We start from the raw sequence: 18,308 nt of genomic DNA on the forward strand, positions 1-18,308 counted from the left end.
AATAGTAAAAAAGACAAGAAAATACCCTTTCAAATTTCTTCTCTCTTTGTGTGTAGATGTTTACATTTCAAGAGGCAAATCCATAAAGTACCATTATAAATAAAGACAGACCGATAAAGGTGATGCCAAGGGGTAGGAAAGCAACCGATAAAAAAACCGATAGATTAGCTTCTTTTACAGTTTTTATTATCCGAAGAAGAAAAAGAGAAATTAACGGAACTAGTATAGCAAATAAAAAAAGACATTCATCTAGTTTCAAATACTGCCATACGAAATACCTTCACGAATCAACCAAATAGGACTATCACGACAGAAAAAGAATATACCTACACAATAAACCAAGTAATAGACAAGGATAGTTCACTTTTGGGGAAACTTAAAGACGCATTTTCTACAGATGATTATGAAAAAGATGATTCCATTAGTTCAGATAAAAATCCGCTATATAATTAGCAAGAGGATAGTGCAAATGGAAATATTGTTGTAGTAGTAGAGGGAGAGACAGAAAAAAACACAGACTAGCTAAAATAATACTACAACGCCAGATAGGATGACTGATAATGGGCAGGCGATACAAATCTAATCATCGATAAGACAGATGAAAATCATCATAAAAGGACGTTTCTTTAGTTTATTAAAATTTTTAGAGAGAATAGTGTATCTAACTGTTAGTTAATTCAACAAGTATTACTCTGGAACAGCATTATTTTTTCTCTTATAAAAGTGACGAATAATTATGTGGAATACTATAGAAGTAATCAACTTTTTCCTATAAATAAAACGGTGCGATTAAAAAAACTATGTCAGCTTACAAAAATTTAAACCCCCTCCAAAGAGATGGTTTAAGTCAGTATTTATTCTTCAGGAATTAAGACAACCTTGCCAAGTTTACCTGCTTTTTTAAAGTAAATTTGAGCTTCTCTTGCTTTTTCTAAAGGAAAAGTACGATCAATTACTGGTTTGATTTTCCCTTCAGAAATAGCTTGAAGCATACGTTTAAACTCTTGTCTCGTACCCAATACAGAGCCATAAAGTGTAATATGTTTTAAATACAATGTTCTAAAATCTAACTCTGTTTTCTGACCACCAGCAGATCCAGATATACAGAGTTTCCCTCCTTTTTTCAATACCTGAAGAGAAGTTGAGAACAAAGCATCTCCAACAACATCTAATACGGAATCAATCGGACCACCATTCACTTTAATTATTTCTTCAGCAAGGGTATCTGATTTATAAGATAAGACATGTGTTGCTCCTAGTTCCTTCATTTGTTCTTCCAACCCTAAGTCGCCAACAATCGCAATTACTTTAGCACCAAATACTTTTGAGGCGATTTGTACATTTAAAGATCCAACGCCACCATTTGCACCAGTTACCATTATGGTTTCTCTAGGCTGCGCTTGAATTTGTTCTATCATATGCCATGCAGTCAACCCGCTAACTGTAAACACAGCACTCTTTGTATAGTCAGAAAGGGGCATATCAAAACAGAGATGAGCAGGCCACACTACATATTCCGCATAGCCACCATCATATTCAGAGCCTATAAAAGACATATCTTCTGAAATATGTTCGAATCCGGCTTCTCCACTTGAGGTGAATGGGAAAAGAACAACATCTTTTCCTAGTATACTTTTATCTACAGCCTCACCTAACTTTACTATAGTACCTGCTATATCAGACCCTGGTGTGCGAGGAAATTGAACTCCTTCAGGTCGCCATCCCGATTTTGAACCCTTACCGTAAGCTCCTTCTCTCATCCAAATCTCTGTATTGTTTATTGCACAAGCTTTTACTTTAATCAAGACTTCATTTTCTTTAGGCTCTGGAATAGCTTGTGTAACTAATTCTAACTTATTTACATCACCGTATCCCGTTACTTGTATAGCTTTCATAAATATCCTCACCTTTCTGGGTACCTTAACGGTATGATAAGTTAAGATTTTAAAGTTGTTATTGGTTACAGTCTATCATGTTTTTAGTGAATAGATGTAAAAAGCGGTTTGTATTCAATAGAGAAGTTTTTGCTTTTTCATTCAGCAACAGACTAGTTAGCCGGGACTTTATCTTTATACTTGGTTAAAAGATAAGCTGCGAGCCAAGCGGTAATGGGTATAATGAGAATTGCACCCGTACCGATACAGAATATAGAAACTATTTCTGAACTGAAAACTTTCGAATTAATGACTTCACCAAAAGTATACGCTAAATCTTTAAACCATAATATCAATGCTAAATATCCGCCAATGAATGCAAAAAACAAGGTATTTGTAGTTGTACCTAAAATATCTTTGCCAACATTCATACCAGATTTGAAAAGATCGTAGCGATTTAATAAAGGATTACGTATATATATTTCATTCATCGCGGAAGAAATAGAGATGGCAGTATCTGTGATGGCTCCTATCGCTCCCATGATTATTGTGCAAATAGCAATCGCAACAAAATCTACCCCTACGTATAATGTGAAAGACGTGAGATCTTCTATTTCTTCTATGCCAAATCCTTGTAGCATAGCTCTTTCAACAATTATAAAAATAAGAGCAATTAAAAGAAGTAGCGTGATGAGTGTAGCTACGAAAGCAGTAATAGATTTGAGATTAATACGATTGATATAAAATAGATTGATGCAACTAATAATTATAGAAGCTATTAATGTGATGAAAATAGGATTAAACGTTTGAACAGTCATAAAAAATACAGTGACAAATAAAACACAAAAATTTAAAAATAGTGCCGTAAATGATCGTACTCCTTTTTCACCGCCAATGAGTTTCATTAATATAAATAAAATGATCATCAAAAAAACTAATACGTTCATTTGATTGCTCTCCTTTTATGAATAAAATACGTTGCTGTGTAAATGCTGATTGGAATTGTCAATACAATACCGATACCTCCAACAAGTGCCCTAGTCAGTTCTAAAGATAAATTCATAGATAAAGTATAATTTAATGGAGCACCGTTTTTTAAATAGAGCAAAAGCATAGGGATACTTCCGCTAACATACGCAAAAAATAAAACGTTTGTCATACTCCCCATGATATCTTTTCCTATCGCCATACCAGATACTTTCAAGTCTTTTAGCGGAATTTGCTTGTTTTTATTATAGAGTTCATAAAGAGAAGAAGTGATCGTAATAGCAATATCCATTACCGCTCCTAAAGAACCAATTAGAATACTAGCTAAAAAAACTTTTTGAGGAGACCTTGTTACGAAAGCCATTTCCTCGTAGCGAAGTCCTTTTTCAGCCGTCAATCTCATCACGATATAAGCTATAAGTAGAGCAGAAAAAGTACCCATCAAAGTAGCTAGAATGGCCGCATATGTTTTTTCATTATGCCCACTAACCAACACTAAAGAAGCGATGGTGAAAAAAATAACCAAAACGCTACAAATAAGTAATAAGCTAGCACCTTCTGAATTTGTATAATGACTTAATGCGAGCGACAAAACGAGGACATTAATAATTAAACTGACAATTGAAAATAAACCGCTTTTTTTACCGATAATAAATACAGTCATTATAAATAACCACGCGGCTGTTAACACATAGGTATCGCGTTTTGGATAGTCAATGACCCCAGTTAAATTCCTTCCATCGCTATTTTGAATGGTGATAAATAACTCATCACCTACTTGATATTCATGATCATAAGCCCCAGAAAAAGAGTAAGTGTTTTCTAATAAAATGACTTGCCCTTTTTGCGTGCCATTTTTAATTTCCCCAACTAAATTTTGAAAAAACAAGAAATCTTTACTGTTGGGTGAACCAACAGATTCTTTTTTATCTTTAAGCGTTGCTTTGGTTATTTCGACTATGGGTTGATCATAAAATTGAAAGTTGTTTTGTACAAATACCATGGATATCAGTACGCACAGTAAAATAAAACCAGACAAAATAATCGTTTTTTTTTAGTGTTTATTCTCAAAAAAATACCTCCGTTATACAAATGACGACTGACACAATAATATAGTTAAAAACCCATTGTAACATATTCTTTTTTTACTAGAATGGACTAGTTGGAAAGAAATTTTTGAAAGGTACCCATTTTTATGAATACAATAAGCTAACTACTATCAAATCGGTGTCATAGTTCATAGTAAAGAAGAAATGAGGAAGCATAAATTTTATGAGTTTACAGTCTGAAATCCTAAGAACTTCAATAGTGATAAAAATAGTTCTGAAAAAATACTATCAACGATTGAGGCTAGGTTATAAAGAATAAAACAAAAAAATTCTTTCTATTTCGTAAGCATATTGTGCTTGGATAGGAGTTAATTTATGTTAAAATTTGAGTAAGTAAAGCAAAATCGGAAAGGGCTGAAAAAATGATAAAAACGGTATTATTCGATATGAACGAAACACTGCTAGATTTGAGCGTATTAAAAGAAAAATTTGGGAAACATTTTGAGGATAAATATGTGCTTAATTATTGGTTTGCCAAGTTGCTTCACTCCTCCACTGTCATCGGCGGTATGGATGAATACACTGATTTTGGAAAACTTTCAGAAGCTGCGTTAGAAAGTGTTTTTTTAGAGAGTGGCAAAGAGTTAACAGATGAAATCAAAACGGATATTTTAGGTTCATTTAGAAATTTACCAGCATATGATGATGTCCCTGCAGCGCTTAAATTATTAAGAGACAATGATATAAAAGTCATTTCCGTAACGAATTCTTCTTACAAAATGGTTAAGGAGCAGCTGATTCATTCAGGACTTATTGATTTATTTGATTCGTATTATTCTGTAGAGTCCGTACAAAAATATAAACCATTTAAAGATATCTACCACTATGTAATGAATGAAGAAAACATTCATGCTGATGAAACGGTCATGGTTGCGACTCATGATTGGGATTTATTTGGTGCTAAAAAAGTTGGACTTGTCACAGCTTATATCAAACGTAAAGAAGATCAATACAACCCTTACTATTTGAAACCAGATATGTCAAATAGAAACTTAGTGGATTTAGTTGGGGAGATAATAAAAATTAATCAATAAGTTCATTCTCAACTAGCTGAAAGTCAATAAAAGATACAAATGAATGAAAGTACTGTAACGAGGGAGATTTTTTATAGGTGTTTTTTCAAATTTACCAGAAAGATCAGAATTAATATCATTCTTTATGTTTTCTTTCTTTTTGACTTTCATTCCTGAAAAACGAGTATATATGATTTATAAATAGCTGTTTGAACCTCACATGATTTTAACCATGAAAGGTTTAGACAGCTATTCTCAACTAGGCTGAACGTGCATATTATTAGTGTATTTCTATATGCATTGATAAGTGTGTCTATTAGTCAGTTTAGTAGCAAAAGTAAAAAAAATACAGGTAAAATTAATGAAGCTTCAAGATTTTGAACATCATCATAGTAAGTAGTTTATCTATTGAAATAAGGAGGGAAGAGACAAGTGATTTTAAGTGGGATGCTATTTTTAATGATATGCGTTAGTGTGTATTTGAAAATTCCTTATTCACCAGTTAAGAAACACTATTGGAAAGCTATTGAAAGATTTACTGATGAGTATAAGTTGTCAACAAACAAAATCATGAAGAAAGATTTAGAACTATTACCAGAAGTTTTACAGAAATATTTTATTAAAAACGGTTACTTGGGAATAGAAAGCATAAGCAGCGTACGATTTGATTTCGAAGATGCAGACTTTTCTTTGGGAGTGAATAAACCTAATATAAAAATCGATTACACGGTATATGATTTTGTAAAAGAACCTACCAGAATAGCTTTAATAGATTCAGAAATGTATGGTATACCATTCCAAGGAATTGATACCAGTAGAGATGGGAAGGGATTTATGAAAGGCGTGCTTGCGAAACATATCACATTATTTCATGAAGACTTTAATGTTATTGACTCTGCCTATTTAGCGGAGTGTCTTATGCATCCAAGTTTAGCGCTCCAGCATAATATTACTTATAAACAGATAGATGATTATACTGTAGAAGCAACAATAAGAAAAAATAATGAAGAAACTAGAGGTGTGTTTTATTTTAATGGAAATTATGAAATGACTAGCTTTGTAGTGGAGGAAAGATTTTGTTCAGATACAAAAACTTATGAAAAATGGTCTGCACTAGTAGCTAATTATACGGTAATCAATGGAATAAACAAACCAACAAAATTTCAAGGTGTATGGAACTATGATAGTGGAGATTTAATTTATTTTAATAGTAACGGTATGAAGATTTCTTACCAGTAAATGGATTTAACTATCGAGAAGGTTCGGATAAGAATCCCGGTTTACAAATCTTAACGGATGGGAAACGGATTGTTCCAAACGTTGCAAGTGTGGCTATTAGCTTTGGTATTAAGAGGGGAAAATTAAAAAAGATTCGGTTATTGATTTTGGGAAATCAGATAAAGTCATTAAAGAAATATCTCATACGGTTTTTTTAGACACCTAATGCTAAGATAGAATGAATATCTAATAAACAGTCAGATTAAAGGATGAATAAAGGAGGATTGCCTCTTGTCAAAAGGGTTGCTTCATCATATTGAACTATATGTTTCTGATTTAAAAAGGTCAACTGATTTTTGGGGTTGGTATCTTGAGGAATTAGGCTATCATTCTTTTCAAAAATGGGAGAACGGTCAAAGTTGGAAATTAGGTGAAACGTATATTGTTTTTGTTCAAGTAGAGGAAAGTTTTCTCGATATTCCTTATCATAGATGTCGAGTAGGATTAAATCATTTAGCATTCCACGCTAACTCACGCCAACATGTGGATGATATAGCTGGAAAGTTAGAAAGTAAAGGGATCCCTATACTTTATACGAAAAATCACCCATTTGCTGGAGGAGTGGATCATTATGCGGTTTACTTTGAAGACCCAGATAGAATAAAGGTCGAACTTGTCGCACCCTAACCGGTCAATAAAATAGAAAAGATAAACCATACGATACTTTAAAAATTAGAGGATAAATCTTATTTTTAAAGTATCTTTTTTATATGTAAATTTATAGAACGTTAGCAAGCGAAATATAAAAACGGAAATGTTTACGGATGTAGTTAAATGAGGTATAGTTAGAAATAAAGAGTCATGAGTTGTTTTAATCGTACAATAAATTTTTGAAAGTAGGTGAGCATATGAAAAGAAATGGAATATGGTATCTGGCTATAGGGTTATCTTTAATCGCATTGATAGGATATGGTAGTTATCTTTTCGTTGCTAGAGAAGGAAGTTTTGAGGAAGGTATTATGGATATAAAAGCACCATCATTATCTGGAAATCAAGGAGAAAATGGCAATAAATTGCCCATTCCACCACTTCTAGAGGACAAGAACCCTGAAGAAGGAAAAGCAGAATTTGATCTAAACGTACAATATGGCGAAACAGAATTTTTTGAAGGGAAGAAAACCGATACTTTGGGATATAATGGAGACTATTTAGGTCCGATTATAAAAGTCAATAAAGGCGATGAAGTGAAGATAAACGTAAAAAATACACTGGATGAACCGACTACAGTACACTGGCACGGTTTAGAAGTACCAGCAGAAATGGATGGTGGTCCACACCAAGTAGTAGATTCTCGTTCAACTTGGACTCCTCAGTTCACGATAGACCAACCTGCATCCACACTATTGTATCATCCACACTTACTAGATAAGACGGGTGAACAAGTCTATAAAGGACTGGCAGGTCTTTTTTATATCGAAGATGAAAAATCAAAAAATTTAAACATCCCAAAAGAGCATGGCGTAAATGATATTCCTTTAGTGATACAAGATAAACGGTTTACGAAGGATGGAGATATTCCTTATGAATTGGATATGAGAGACACGATGAACGGCTTCTTTGGTGACACTATTCTAATCAACGGAGCGATAAGTCCTGAATTGGATGTAAAAAATGAAATTGTCAGACTAAGAATTTTAAACGGATCAAATGCTAGGTCATATGACTTTAACTTTAGTGACGATGCTACGTTTCATCAAATCGCTTCAGATGGAGGGTTTTTAGCAGAAAGTGTAGAAATGACTAACGTAGCGCTTGCACCAGCCGAAAGAGCTGAAATACTCGTTGATTTTTCTGACTACAAGGTTGGAGATAAAGTAACTTTTAGAGATGCTGAAAATAATCTGATGACTATAAATATAGTAGAAGAGAGCACTAAAAAAGCAGAGATTCCTAAAGACTTAGTAGAGATACCCAAGTACGATAAAGATGAGGTCGTTCGTTCAAGAGCTTTTGTCATGAGCAGTACGGGTCCAATGGTAACGATTAATGGCAAGCAAATGGATATGAACAGAATAGATGAGGAAGTAAAGTTAAATGAATTAGAAGAATGGATCGTAACCAACCAATCATCAGGAGGAATGGGAATGATGTCTTCTTCTCCCCATCCTTTTCATGTACATGGTGTACAATTCCAGATAGTAGAAAGAAACGGGAAGACCCCGCCATTGAATGAACAAGGCTGGAAAGATACAGTGATGGTTAAAAGCAATGAAGAGGTAAAATTGCTCGTCCTTTTTAAACATAAAGGACTATTTATGTACCATTGCCATATACTAGAACATGAAGATGCAGGAATGATGGGACAATTCACAGTTAAATAACCCCAATAAGAATAAGTTTGAAAGCTAGATAAACTAAAAAAACTCCAATTTCTCTTATTTTTAGAATAAGAAAAATTGGAGTTTTTTGTGTCCTTTTTAAATTAACTTTTTTGTGCCTCTTTAGTTGTTTCGTCTTTTACTTTTAGTAAACGAGCGTTAACTGCGACGATAATCGTACTTAATGACATAACAGCTGCTCCAATTGCAGGAGTAACAACAATTCCTTGATTGATTAGCACACCGGCTGCAAGGGGTATAGCAATAATATTATATCCTGCGGCCCAGATAAGATTTTGGATATTTTTTTTGTAGGTCGCTTTAGATAAGTTAATAATATTGATAACATCTCGTGGATCACTGTCTACTAATACGATATCAGCTGTTTCAATCGCTACATCTGTTCCAGCTCCAATAGCTATACCGATATCAGCTTCTGCTAGGGCAGGTGCATCATTAATACCATCTCCGACCATAGCAATTTTCTTGTTCCCGTTTTCTTTTAACTGCTGAATTTTTTTTGATTTTTCATCGGGCAGCACTTCTGCAAATACGTGTGTCAAACCTAGTTCTTTTCCAACATTAGTTGCTACCTGTTCATTGTCACCCGTAATCATAATCGATTCAATGCCTCGTTCATTTAACATTTGAATAGTTTGGAAAGCTGATGGACGAATCATATCACTTAAAGCAATCATTCCTTGTAAGGTATTTTCTTTTATTACAAAGACAACTGTTTTTCCTTCATCAGATAATTGGTTAAATGTATCGTTATCAAATGATAAGTCTCGTTCTTTCATCGTGCCTGGGCTGATGATAGATACTTGTGCACCCTCAACAGTTGCATTTAATCCTCGCCCAGTTAAATTCTCATAATCGGTTACTGATAACTTAGAAAGAGTACCTTCTTCTCCTTTACGAACAATTCCTTTAGCAATAGGATGATCAGATTGGCTTTCTAGTGAGTAGGCTAGTTGAAGTAACTCTTCTTTTGTGACACCTTCTGTAGGTAAAATAGCGTCAACTCCAAACTTGCCTTCTGTTAAAGTACCCGTTTTATCAAAAACAACCTTGTCGATAGCACGAGCGGACTCAAATTGAGTTCGATTTCGAATCAATAATCCTTCTCGTGCAGCAATAGATGTTGAAACAGAACTAACTAAAGGCATGGCCAATCCTAAGGCATGTGGACAGGCAATAATAAGAACCGTCACCATACGTTCAAGAGCAAATTCAAAGTCAGCTGCGGTCATCCAATAAGTGAGCGTCAATAAGCCTGTAACCACAGCAATATAAAATAACCACTTGGCTGCTAAATCTGCAAAACCTTGAGTTCGGGATTTGGTCGCTTGTGCATTCTTAACTAGTTCAACAACTTGAGCCAAGTACGTTTGGGAACCTACTTTTTTAACCTGTACAGTTAACACGCCGTTCCCGTTGATAGAGCCACCGATAACATCGTCTCCACTCTTTTTATCTACAGGGACTGACTCACCTGTGAGCATGGATTCATCTAAAGTAGATTCTCCTTTTAAAATCTCACCGTCTAAAGGAATTTTTTCTCCTGACTTTACTAGAATGTAATCTTCAGGTTGTAATTCTTCCACAGCTACATCAGTCGTATTTCCATCTTCATCTAATTTGTGGGCTTCGTTAGGCATAAGTTCTATTAGTTCTTCTAATGCCTTAGAAGCACCCATTTGAGACCTCATTTCTATCCAGTGTCCTAATAGCATAACAACAATAAGAGTGGCTAATTCAAAATAAAAGTCGCTTCCTGTAATAAAAAAAGTCGTTAAAGAACTATATACATAAGAAGCAATAATCGCTAGAGAAATAAGAGTCATCATTCCAGGAGTGTGGTCTTTAAAAACTTCTTTTCTAGCACCGCTCAAAAAAGGCTGGCCGCCATAGAAAAAAACAAATGAAGCTAAGGCAAAAAGAAGAATATTTGAGCCTATAAAAGAGAACTCATAATTGAATAAGTGCTGTAGCATAGGGGCAAGGATTGAAATAGGGACGGAAATAATCAAACTCACCCAAAAACGTTTTCTAAAATCTTCTATCATATGAGCATGATGATTTGCATGACCACCATGTTCATGCTGGTTCTCAGAATCATGATTGTGACTTTTTGAATCGTGGTTTTCCATAATGCTTCCTCCTTTTAAGTGAATGACCGAATAATGTTTAATTTTAAAGGGAATAATCGGAAAGATTTGGCTACATTAAGCACTACACGGCAGTCCTTTTTAATGCGATCTTATCGTAGTATAAATAGTTAAGTACAAGTATAGTCATCCTAGTTTTCACGCGGCACTTTATTAAAAATAAGACAAAAGAAAAAGTGTCTACTTTCGTGATCACATCTGTAATTTAAGCATACATGTGTATATAAATAAAGTCAAAAGTAACGTATTAATAGGACTAACAGCAGAATCGTTAAAATAGCAATGGCTACAAAAAGAGTAAGTTAAGACATGTATGCAAGTACAAGATTGGCGTAGTTGCATTTGAAGTCTTATGAATTTACATGAGTAATAGAAAGCGTTATTATTAAATTAACCTAAAAATAAAGGAAGCTGAAAAGAAAGGAGCACAATATGTATAATCGATTTGCTTACATGGGTCCCAATATGAATCCCAATACGAATCCTAATACGAGTCCTATTATTGCCCCTAATATGTTCTTAACTTGGCTCATACCGTTAGTTATTCTAATAGTGATTGGTATATCGATATATATGATAAATAAGAATAATAAAGGAAATATAGAAAATAAAGAAAATAAAGAATCCGCAATAGATATTTTAGAGAAAAGATACGCAAATGGCGAAATTGATGAAAAAGAGTATCTTAAGAAGAAAAAGTTATTAAAGAATAAATGACAGGATGATGGTATAAATACTAGCTGATTCAACCGTTAGTATAAATTTTAGGAGGTAAAGAAATGGATATTGTTTATGAGGAAAGAACAGATAAAAGTTTAAATGAAGCGATTAAATCATTAGAAGAAAATTTAAAAGAAAATAGTTTTGGAGTACTATGGCAACTTAATTTCAAGGATAAGCTTGCTGAAAAAGGTCTAGAATTCAAGGATGACTTTGTCGTCCTAGAGGTGTGTAATCCAAAACAAGCGAAAGATGTATTGGAAAAGAACGTTCATGTAGGATATGTGTTGCCGTGTAAAATGGTGGTAAGAACAGAAGATAATAAGACTTATATGGGAATGACAAGCCCTGAAACACTCATTGGCTTATTTGATGAACCAGAATTAAAAGACATTGCTAAGGATGTAGAAGCTTCTTTAAAAAAAGCTCTCACAGCTTCAATCTAGTCATCTGTGATCAAATGCTAGTATTAGAGAGGGAAGGCGAAAGAAAAAGGAGGGGAAATAATGAATAAAAGTTATGCTAAATTTCTGGGCATGATCGTCACGTCTGGAATACTCATGTATGGAGTGATGTATCTTAACACCTATGAGTTGAATCATGTATATTTTAGCGAAATGCGCTTGTATATGACGATATTATCAACGTGTGTTATGGCGATTGTTATGCTTTTGTTTATGCTACAAATGCTCAAAAATAAAAAAGCAAATATATCTATTGTTTTAGTCAGTGTTTTAGTGTTTACAGGTTCGTTCTTTTTGATGCGGAATCAAACCACAATAGATGAGGTAGATTACATGCAAGGAATGATTCCTCACCACTCTATTGCGATACTGACAAGTGAGAGAGCAGACATTAAGGATCCAAGAGTCAGAAAACTTGCGGATGATATTATTATGGCTCAAAAAAAAGAAATTAAAGAAATGGAAAAATTAATTGAGGAACTTAAATAAGAGTGTTACGTTAGTTTGAAAAGAAAGATCCTTATAGTACTAGTGTCTAATTTATGAGTTGAGGTTCATTCTTTTGAGTACTATATTGACAGAAGGACGTTTATATTTTTTTAAAATTTTGTGCGGTTAAAATTAGTGTATGGAATTAAATAGTAAATTCATGAAACAAACGGATACTATTCTTAAAGTAATATCCTAAAAAAACGTAAAAGCAGGGAGCTTCTTAACACAGCTCTCTGCTTTTTAGTTTTATCTGATAATTACCCTAACCTAACAGATGATACGCAGTGCAGGTTGAAACATATGTGTCGTAAGTTTAAAGCTAGATGAGGTAAATAGTTTACGGTATACTCATGTTAAAGGTGGAAGACGAGAAATTTCAGATGAAGGATGCCTAAAAAACTTATACCATTCAACAGATAGGTAATTATTGAAATCATTAAAATAATTGGAGCCTATTTAAATAAAATGCCTCTAACTGTTAATTAGATTAAGTATATCGCCACTGTGCACAGAAATTACATGTAGAAAATGTTACTGGATGTAAGGTTAGCTATCTTGAAAAGAATAATTTGTCTTATTTTATTTTTTTAGATAGATGATTAGAATTGTTTTTTACTAAAAAAATGGATAAAATAAGATGGTTCTAGTCGGGTAATAGTAACAAGCAGAACTCGTTTTTCACCTCCCTACCTACGGGAAAGCATCCGTATTTTTTACTTAATATTAAGTAAAAAGATTAGAGTTCGCTTCCATTTTCCTGTAAGATAAGGGGAATCATTAAATTCATCAAAGAAAGGAACTCATAATGAAAACATTTAAGCGACTACCACGGCATATCGGGGTTATTCCAGATGGGAATCGACGCTGGGCAACGTCTCATGGGATGCAAAAGCAAGATGGATACCTGCACGGCGTTGATCCCGGACTTCAACTTTATGAGGCTTGTCTAAAATTAGGTGTGGAGGAGATGACCTTCTATGGCTTCACGATGGATAATGTGAAACGCCCATCCATTCAAGCTCGTGCTTTTCAAAAGGCTTGTGTGGACTCTGTTCGAGAACTACAAAAACGCGATGCTGACTTGCTAGTTATGGGGAATACTGACTCTAAGGTTTTTCCTGAAGAACTAAAGCCTTATACGACCCGAACACGTTTTGGTGAAGGGAAGATGAAAGTGAATTTCCTTGTTAACTATGGGTGGGATTGGGATTTGAATCAGTCTTTGCAAAATGAGGAAACCCTTGTTAGCGGAAATGTGGCGAATCATATTGCTTCTAAGGATATCTCGCGTATCGATTTAATCCTACGTTGGGGAGGCCAGCGTCGCCTGAGCGGATTTTTACCGATTCAATCCGTCTATTCCGACTTTTATGTGCTGAACCAATACTGGCCAGATTACGAAGAAGAGCAACTATTTGAAGCGCTCCGTTGGTACCAAAACCAGGATATTACTCTAGGCGGGTGAACACATAAAAAGGACAGCCTCTCAAGTACAGTTATCCTCAAATACGTAAATCTAACTCTTTAATTCTAAATAGTCAACTGAGCTCATCAAGAAACGATAAAATTGTTTCTTGATAAGTTTTTTTTAGTTTAATATACTTTTCACTATACAATCAGGCTATATTAAACTTAATTATCAGGGTAAGGAAAAATAAACGTAGATAGATTTATCTCTATAGGTACTATTTTTTAGTATGGTTCCTCAAAGTATTGCTGGCTTCAGCAAAACAGACAACTGGATGTGATTTATTCATTGATTTATTTCGGGTCATGGTATCGCTATAGTAAAATAGTATGCTTCTTTACACCTGTATTATTTCAATGTGTTTTACACTAGTTGTTGTATTCAGTAGGATAAGGTATCATTCTAAAAAAATTACTGACTAGTTTATTGATTTAATTTAACTTCATCCGCTGGATCGACTTCTTTTTCCAACAGCTCATGGCCTGCTTTGTGATAATTTAGAGCCTCAAGAAAAGGAACAAGAATAGCAGCAACTAAACCTGCTGCGAATCCATTGTTATAAAGATTGATACCGCCTTGTAAAAAACCTATATTTACTACTAAAGTAAGATGAAGAGCACCAGCAATAAAACCAGCGACTGCCCCGTAGTGACCAGCTATAGGAGAAAGAGTGGTAACAAAAAGAATAGCAATTAATATTTTTGTATCTTGAATTTCAAAAAGAGTAAAGTAAGCCATTAAAGTAGCGCCCATCATAGGGGCTATAACCGTTTTGATATTTTTCCCAAATGCACCGAAACCAACTATACAAAAAATTCCACCTAGAACAGGTCCATTTAATTCTCCGCCCAGAAGCAACATGTAGAGCGTAGAAAGGATGCCCAATAATCCCATATTAAAAAAAGTAGCACCAACTCCACCTATTTCAATATAATCTGTCGAAAGCTGACCGGAACTACTAAGAATTTCTTTTAGCCCTTTCAAAGTTCCTTTGTTCACTATAAGACCCACCAGAACTAGACCTATAAAAAGAGAAAATAAAAAAATAGAGAAAGGAAGGTTGTAACCACTGGCTAGAATAGAAACGCTCTCTACCCGACGACCGAAATTTCTCATAATAGAAGTAAATACAGTTCCAATCAATCCACAAACGAATCCGATATTGTATAGACTGAAGCCCTTTGTAAAGCTAATAACATGATGTGCGAGTGGAGGCAATAGAAAGCCGACGATAAACCCGGATAAGCTGCCTAAAAAAATACCGGCAGAAAGGGGAAGACCTTCTCCAAAAGTAAGTTCACTTACTAATGGGCTCAGTGCTGTTCCAAAAAGAGCAGCGAGTAGCGACTTCTCTAAAGGGATACGAGTGACTTTTGCAAAACTGAAAGCACCTATGATGATTGGTAAGGAGTTATAGAAGTTTTTACCGAAGAAAGAGAAGCCAGTAATGATGAGTATTCCTGCAATAACAGGACCAGTAATTTTTGCTTTACACAATCGAACAATGAGTAGTGTTTCTAACGTCATAATGGAGACATTCAAAAAAGCAGCTCCTGCATTAGCGAGTTCAATGTAGTCGGTCAATAAAGTTGCTGGCGAACTCATAATAACCCAGAAACCATCCCATATTTCTTGTGGAGAATTAAAAAAAAAAGCTAACACACCAAATAATAAGGCAAATAGAGTGAAGAAGAAGAACAGCTTGGTTTCGGATAATTGGGGATAACTCTTTTTTTCTTCTGGGGTCATCATCATTGTTTCCTCCTGTCGAAAAGTTGGGGCTGGGAAATGATCACGGGTTCTTATTTTTTTGAGTGTAACAGAAAAAACAAAAAATCAACAATAAGAAACTTATTATCAGCTATGTGGTATTATTTTCATAATAGCTTCGTTAAATGACAAGATTTTTCAAATGGCCACAATAGAATAGACTTAATTCATAAATGCTTCACTGTTAGGTAAAAAAATAGCGCAGCGGATTAATCATGACACTAAATTAATCTGGGTGAATAGCGTCAAAAATAAGTTACAGAGTTTTAAAAAGATAAACAATCGCTGTATGTCTAACAAAAAATAGGTAGAATCATCATTATACAGCTAATTGTAGCTTTGTGCTGGCACTCACACTATAGTAAAATAGAATAAACTAGCTATTAAAGGAGACTAACAATGAATTATCCTCTATTAAAAAATCAATTACCCGTATCGATAAAAAAAGTTTGGAAAAAAACAAGTTTAACTACTTTCGTAGTGTTCCAATTGCTGGGTATAGGCGTTATAAGTGTATTTATGTACTTTGAAATATTAAGTGGTATGTGGAATGTGGTGTTTAGTGTTTACTTTGTACTAGTATTTGTTACCTATTTATTGAATTTTCTTCTGATAAATTATCGTTATCAATATTTTCGTTATGAAATAACGAGTAAAGAGGTTGTTTTTCAAGAGGGGTTTATTTTTCGTTCCATCACATATGTCCCTTTTACTCGCATTCAACATATAGAAACGGAACAAGGTCCATTTTTAAGAAGAGAAAATTTGATGGAATTGGTTATTCACACTGCTGCAACTGCTCATCATATCGCAGGTCTCTCTATTGAAGATTCAGAAAAGTTGCGTCAAAGCCTATTGCTGAAAGTAGAGGAGGGAACTGAAGATGAATAGCGAGCGAAAAAAATTTCATCCTTCAGTTATGCTGGTTCACTTTATTAAAGGAATTCGTAGCTGGCTATTTTTAATCTTTATTATTCTAGTAAATACTGAGGGAACAAGCATTTACCAAATAGTAGCCTTAAGTGCCATCCTGATATGGGTCATATCAACCAGTGTTTTCAAGTATGTCACGCATACATACCAGGTGACACCGCAAAAAATAATTGTCTATAAAGGAATAATAAAAAAAAGAGAAACGGATATTTCTTATGATCGCATACAAACGATTAAGCAACGACAATGGTTTTTCTTTAAACCGTTTAAAGTAGTTGAACTTTTAATTGAAACGGCCGGTAGTACTCCTGGTGAAGCTGAAGCATCTTTAACAGCAGTAGATAGTTCACTGGTAGAAACCATTGAACAGCTACGGAAAGATTCACGTACTGTCCTCAATAAAAATAAAACAACTAGGCCGTCTTCAAGGGCTTCATTCACTTTATCCAACAATCAAATTTCTTTGTATGCTTTAACAGATATGACAGTCATTCTGATTTTTGGAACAGTCTTTTCCTTTCTAATGGATTGGGTTCCAGATAGATTTTTTACAGAAATAGAATTATGGATTAACAATCTGCAGTGGATCCTGAGTGCCTTTATCTTTCTGGTAGGGGCAGTAGGAATTGCTATGTTATCTTTAATAAAAAACTTTGCCTTATTTTATCATTTCAAAGCTATACTCCAAGAGGATACCTTGTCAGTTGAGTATGGGTTATTTGAAAGAAAAATTCAAAAAATACCTTTAAAAAAAATACAAGCTATTAAAGTGCATAAGCAGATTTTACGTAATTTATTTGGAATGTCTTCAGTGGAACTCGTTCTCATGGGTGGACAGGAAAGTGATGGAGAAGGACTGGCTTCAAAAAGAGTTTTATTGTTTCCACTTATTCAAACGAAAATAGTTTATAAAACATTGGCTGAATTTCTTCCTAATATGCCAATAACAGAGCCTATTGTTCAATCTGTAACCAAAGGGAAATTATGGTATTTTTGGCGTTGGACGATAGTAGTGGGGCTACCTCTACTGGTAGGTGGGTGGTTTATAAGGAAATGGTTAAGTTTGATTATACTAGTTATTATCATTATTTTACTTGTCTATCGATGGGTTAAGAGCCAAATGCAAGGGTACACCATCCAAGAGAATCAGATACTCTGCTTGCAACAGTTCGAAGGTCTTTCAACGGTTCAATTATTTATAGCACATCAAAATGTTCAATCGTTTACTCGCTCCTCAACTAAGTGGTTAATGGAAAAAAATATCGGTCATATTCAAGTGTGGTTCAAAGCAGGAGACAGCCCAACTTATGTTGACTTACGTTTTATCCAAAAAGTGGATGAACAGTTTATCTATGAAAATTTTTGGGAAGCAGCAGTAGTTAGTGAATAAAAAAGATTTTTTATCAAAAAAAAGCAAATAGATTGAAAATAGATAAATGATAAAGATGAATGAGTGGATACATGGTAGGGATTTTGGCAATAAAGAGTCTGTTATAGGCTACCATTTAATCTTTGATTCCAATAAAGCGTTTAGCCCTATTTTTAGTTTTTTTGTAGTAATAACAACTAAATGTCTTTCATTACATTGAGTAATCATATTTTGGAGAAGTCTGTAAGAAAGTTCCCTATAGGCAAAGGGTCAGGATGCTGACTAGATAATTTCACAAAAATTCATAAGTTTAATTATAATATAGTCCCTCCTTCACAAAGG

At 34.3% G+C, this 18,308-nt stretch carries 15 protein-coding genes; 10 read left to right on the forward strand and 5 right to left on the reverse strand.

Annotated elements, in window-relative coordinates; genetic code table 11:
• Positions 1-854 precede the first annotated feature (854 nt).
• The 3 genes from BR44_RS08665 to BR44_RS08675 form a co-directional block, all read right to left on the reverse strand.
• Positions 855-1,895 (reverse strand): zinc-binding dehydrogenase, encoded by a 1,041-nt coding sequence (locus BR44_RS08665; protein WP_034551904.1) that lies wholly within the window; start codon positions 1,893-1,895, stop codon positions 855-857.
• A gap of 152 nt (positions 1,896-2,047) precedes the next feature.
• The gene (locus tag BR44_RS08670) at positions 2,048-2,821 is read right to left on the reverse strand and encodes a YibE/F family protein (protein WP_034551905.1); all 774 of its coding nucleotides are present in this window, start codon (positions 2,819-2,821) and stop codon (positions 2,048-2,050) included.
• Positions 2,818-3,864, reverse strand: a complete 1,047-nt coding sequence (locus tag BR44_RS08675; RefSeq protein ID WP_084676126.1) for a YibE/F family protein — start codon at positions 3,862-3,864, stop codon at positions 2,818-2,820. Before BR44_RS08675 ends, BR44_RS08670 begins: the two co-directional genes overlap by 4 nt.
• Positions 3,865-4,332: 468 nt before the next feature.
• Here BR44_RS08675 and BR44_RS08680 point away from each other — a divergent pair, with 468 nt between their 5' ends.
• The 4 genes from BR44_RS08680 (at position 4,333) to BR44_RS08695 (ending at position 8,582) form a co-directional block, all read left to right on the forward strand.
• The gene (locus tag BR44_RS08680; protein ID WP_034551907.1) at positions 4,333-5,004 is read left to right on the forward strand and encodes a haloacid dehalogenase type II; all 672 of its coding nucleotides are present in this window, start codon (positions 4,333-4,335) and stop codon (positions 5,002-5,004) included.
• A gap of 411 nt (positions 5,005-5,415) precedes the next feature.
• Positions 5,416-6,222 carry a DUF6544 family protein gene (locus BR44_RS08685; protein WP_051912652.1) on the forward strand — a complete coding sequence of 269 codons (807 nt, stop codon included), beginning with the start codon at positions 5,416-5,418 and terminating at the stop codon, positions 6,220-6,222.
• A 282-nt stretch (positions 6,223-6,504) separates the two neighbouring features.
• On the forward strand, positions 6,505-6,888 hold the full coding sequence (locus BR44_RS08690) for a VOC family protein (protein ID WP_211249895.1): 384 nt from the start codon (positions 6,505-6,507) through the stop codon (positions 6,886-6,888).
• Between the two features lie 221 nt (positions 6,889-7,109).
• Positions 7,110-8,582: a multicopper oxidase family protein gene (locus BR44_RS08695; RefSeq protein WP_034551909.1), complete on the forward strand. Its 1,473-nt coding sequence runs from the start codon at positions 7,110-7,112 to the stop codon at positions 8,580-8,582.
• Between the two features lie 101 nt (positions 8,583-8,683).
• On the opposite strand, the gene BR44_RS08700 is transcribed toward BR44_RS08695, so the two are convergent.
• Complete coding sequence (locus BR44_RS08700; RefSeq protein ID WP_034551911.1) at positions 8,684-10,732, reverse strand: copper-translocating P-type ATPase; 2,049 nt, start codon at positions 10,730-10,732, stop codon at positions 8,684-8,686.
• 450 nt (positions 10,733-11,182) lie between these two features.
• On the opposite strand from BR44_RS08700, the gene BR44_RS08705 reads away from it, so the two are divergent.
• From BR44_RS08705 to BR44_RS08720, 4 genes are all read left to right on the forward strand, one after another.
• Positions 11,183-11,467, forward strand: a complete 285-nt coding sequence (locus BR44_RS08705; protein WP_051912654.1) for an SHOCT domain-containing protein — start codon at positions 11,183-11,185, stop codon at positions 11,465-11,467.
• Between the two features lie 62 nt (positions 11,468-11,529).
• Complete coding sequence (locus tag BR44_RS08710) at positions 11,530-11,916, forward strand: DUF302 domain-containing protein (protein ID WP_034551913.1); 387 nt, start codon at positions 11,530-11,532, stop codon at positions 11,914-11,916.
• Positions 11,917-11,976: 60 nt separating this feature from the next.
• Entirely contained in the window at positions 11,977-12,423 is a 447-nt protein-coding gene (locus BR44_RS08715; protein ID WP_034551914.1) for a DUF305 domain-containing protein, read from the forward strand.
• An 808-nt stretch (positions 12,424-13,231) separates the two neighbouring features.
• Positions 13,232-13,891: an undecaprenyl diphosphate synthase family protein gene (locus BR44_RS08720; protein WP_034551916.1), complete on the forward strand. Its 660-nt coding sequence runs from the start codon at positions 13,232-13,234 to the stop codon at positions 13,889-13,891.
• Positions 13,892-14,317: 426 nt separating this feature from the next.
• Here BR44_RS08720 and BR44_RS08725 read toward each other — a convergent pair whose 3' ends face one another.
• On the reverse strand, positions 14,318-15,649 hold the full coding sequence (locus BR44_RS08725) for a DUF1576 domain-containing protein (protein ID WP_084676127.1): 1,332 nt from the start codon (positions 15,647-15,649) through the stop codon (positions 14,318-14,320).
• A 414-nt stretch (positions 15,650-16,063) separates the two neighbouring features.
• On the opposite strand from BR44_RS08725, the gene BR44_RS08730 reads away from it, so the two are divergent.
• Together BR44_RS08730 and BR44_RS08735 are read left to right on the forward strand one after the other, a co-directional pair.
• Complete coding sequence (locus BR44_RS08730; protein WP_034551918.1) at positions 16,064-16,555, forward strand: PH domain-containing protein; 492 nt, start codon at positions 16,064-16,066, stop codon at positions 16,553-16,555.
• Positions 16,548-17,987, forward strand: coding sequence for a PH domain-containing protein (locus BR44_RS08735; protein ID WP_034551919.1), 1,440 nt, complete (start codon positions 16,548-16,550; stop codon positions 17,985-17,987). Before BR44_RS08730 ends, BR44_RS08735 begins: the two co-directional genes overlap by 8 nt.
• Positions 17,988-18,308 lie beyond the last annotated feature (321 nt).

Origin of the sequence: Carnobacterium funditum DSM 5970 (genome assembly GCF_000744185.1) — a bacterium.
Lineage (GTDB): Bacteria > Bacillota > Bacilli > Lactobacillales > Carnobacteriaceae > Carnobacterium_A > Carnobacterium_A funditum.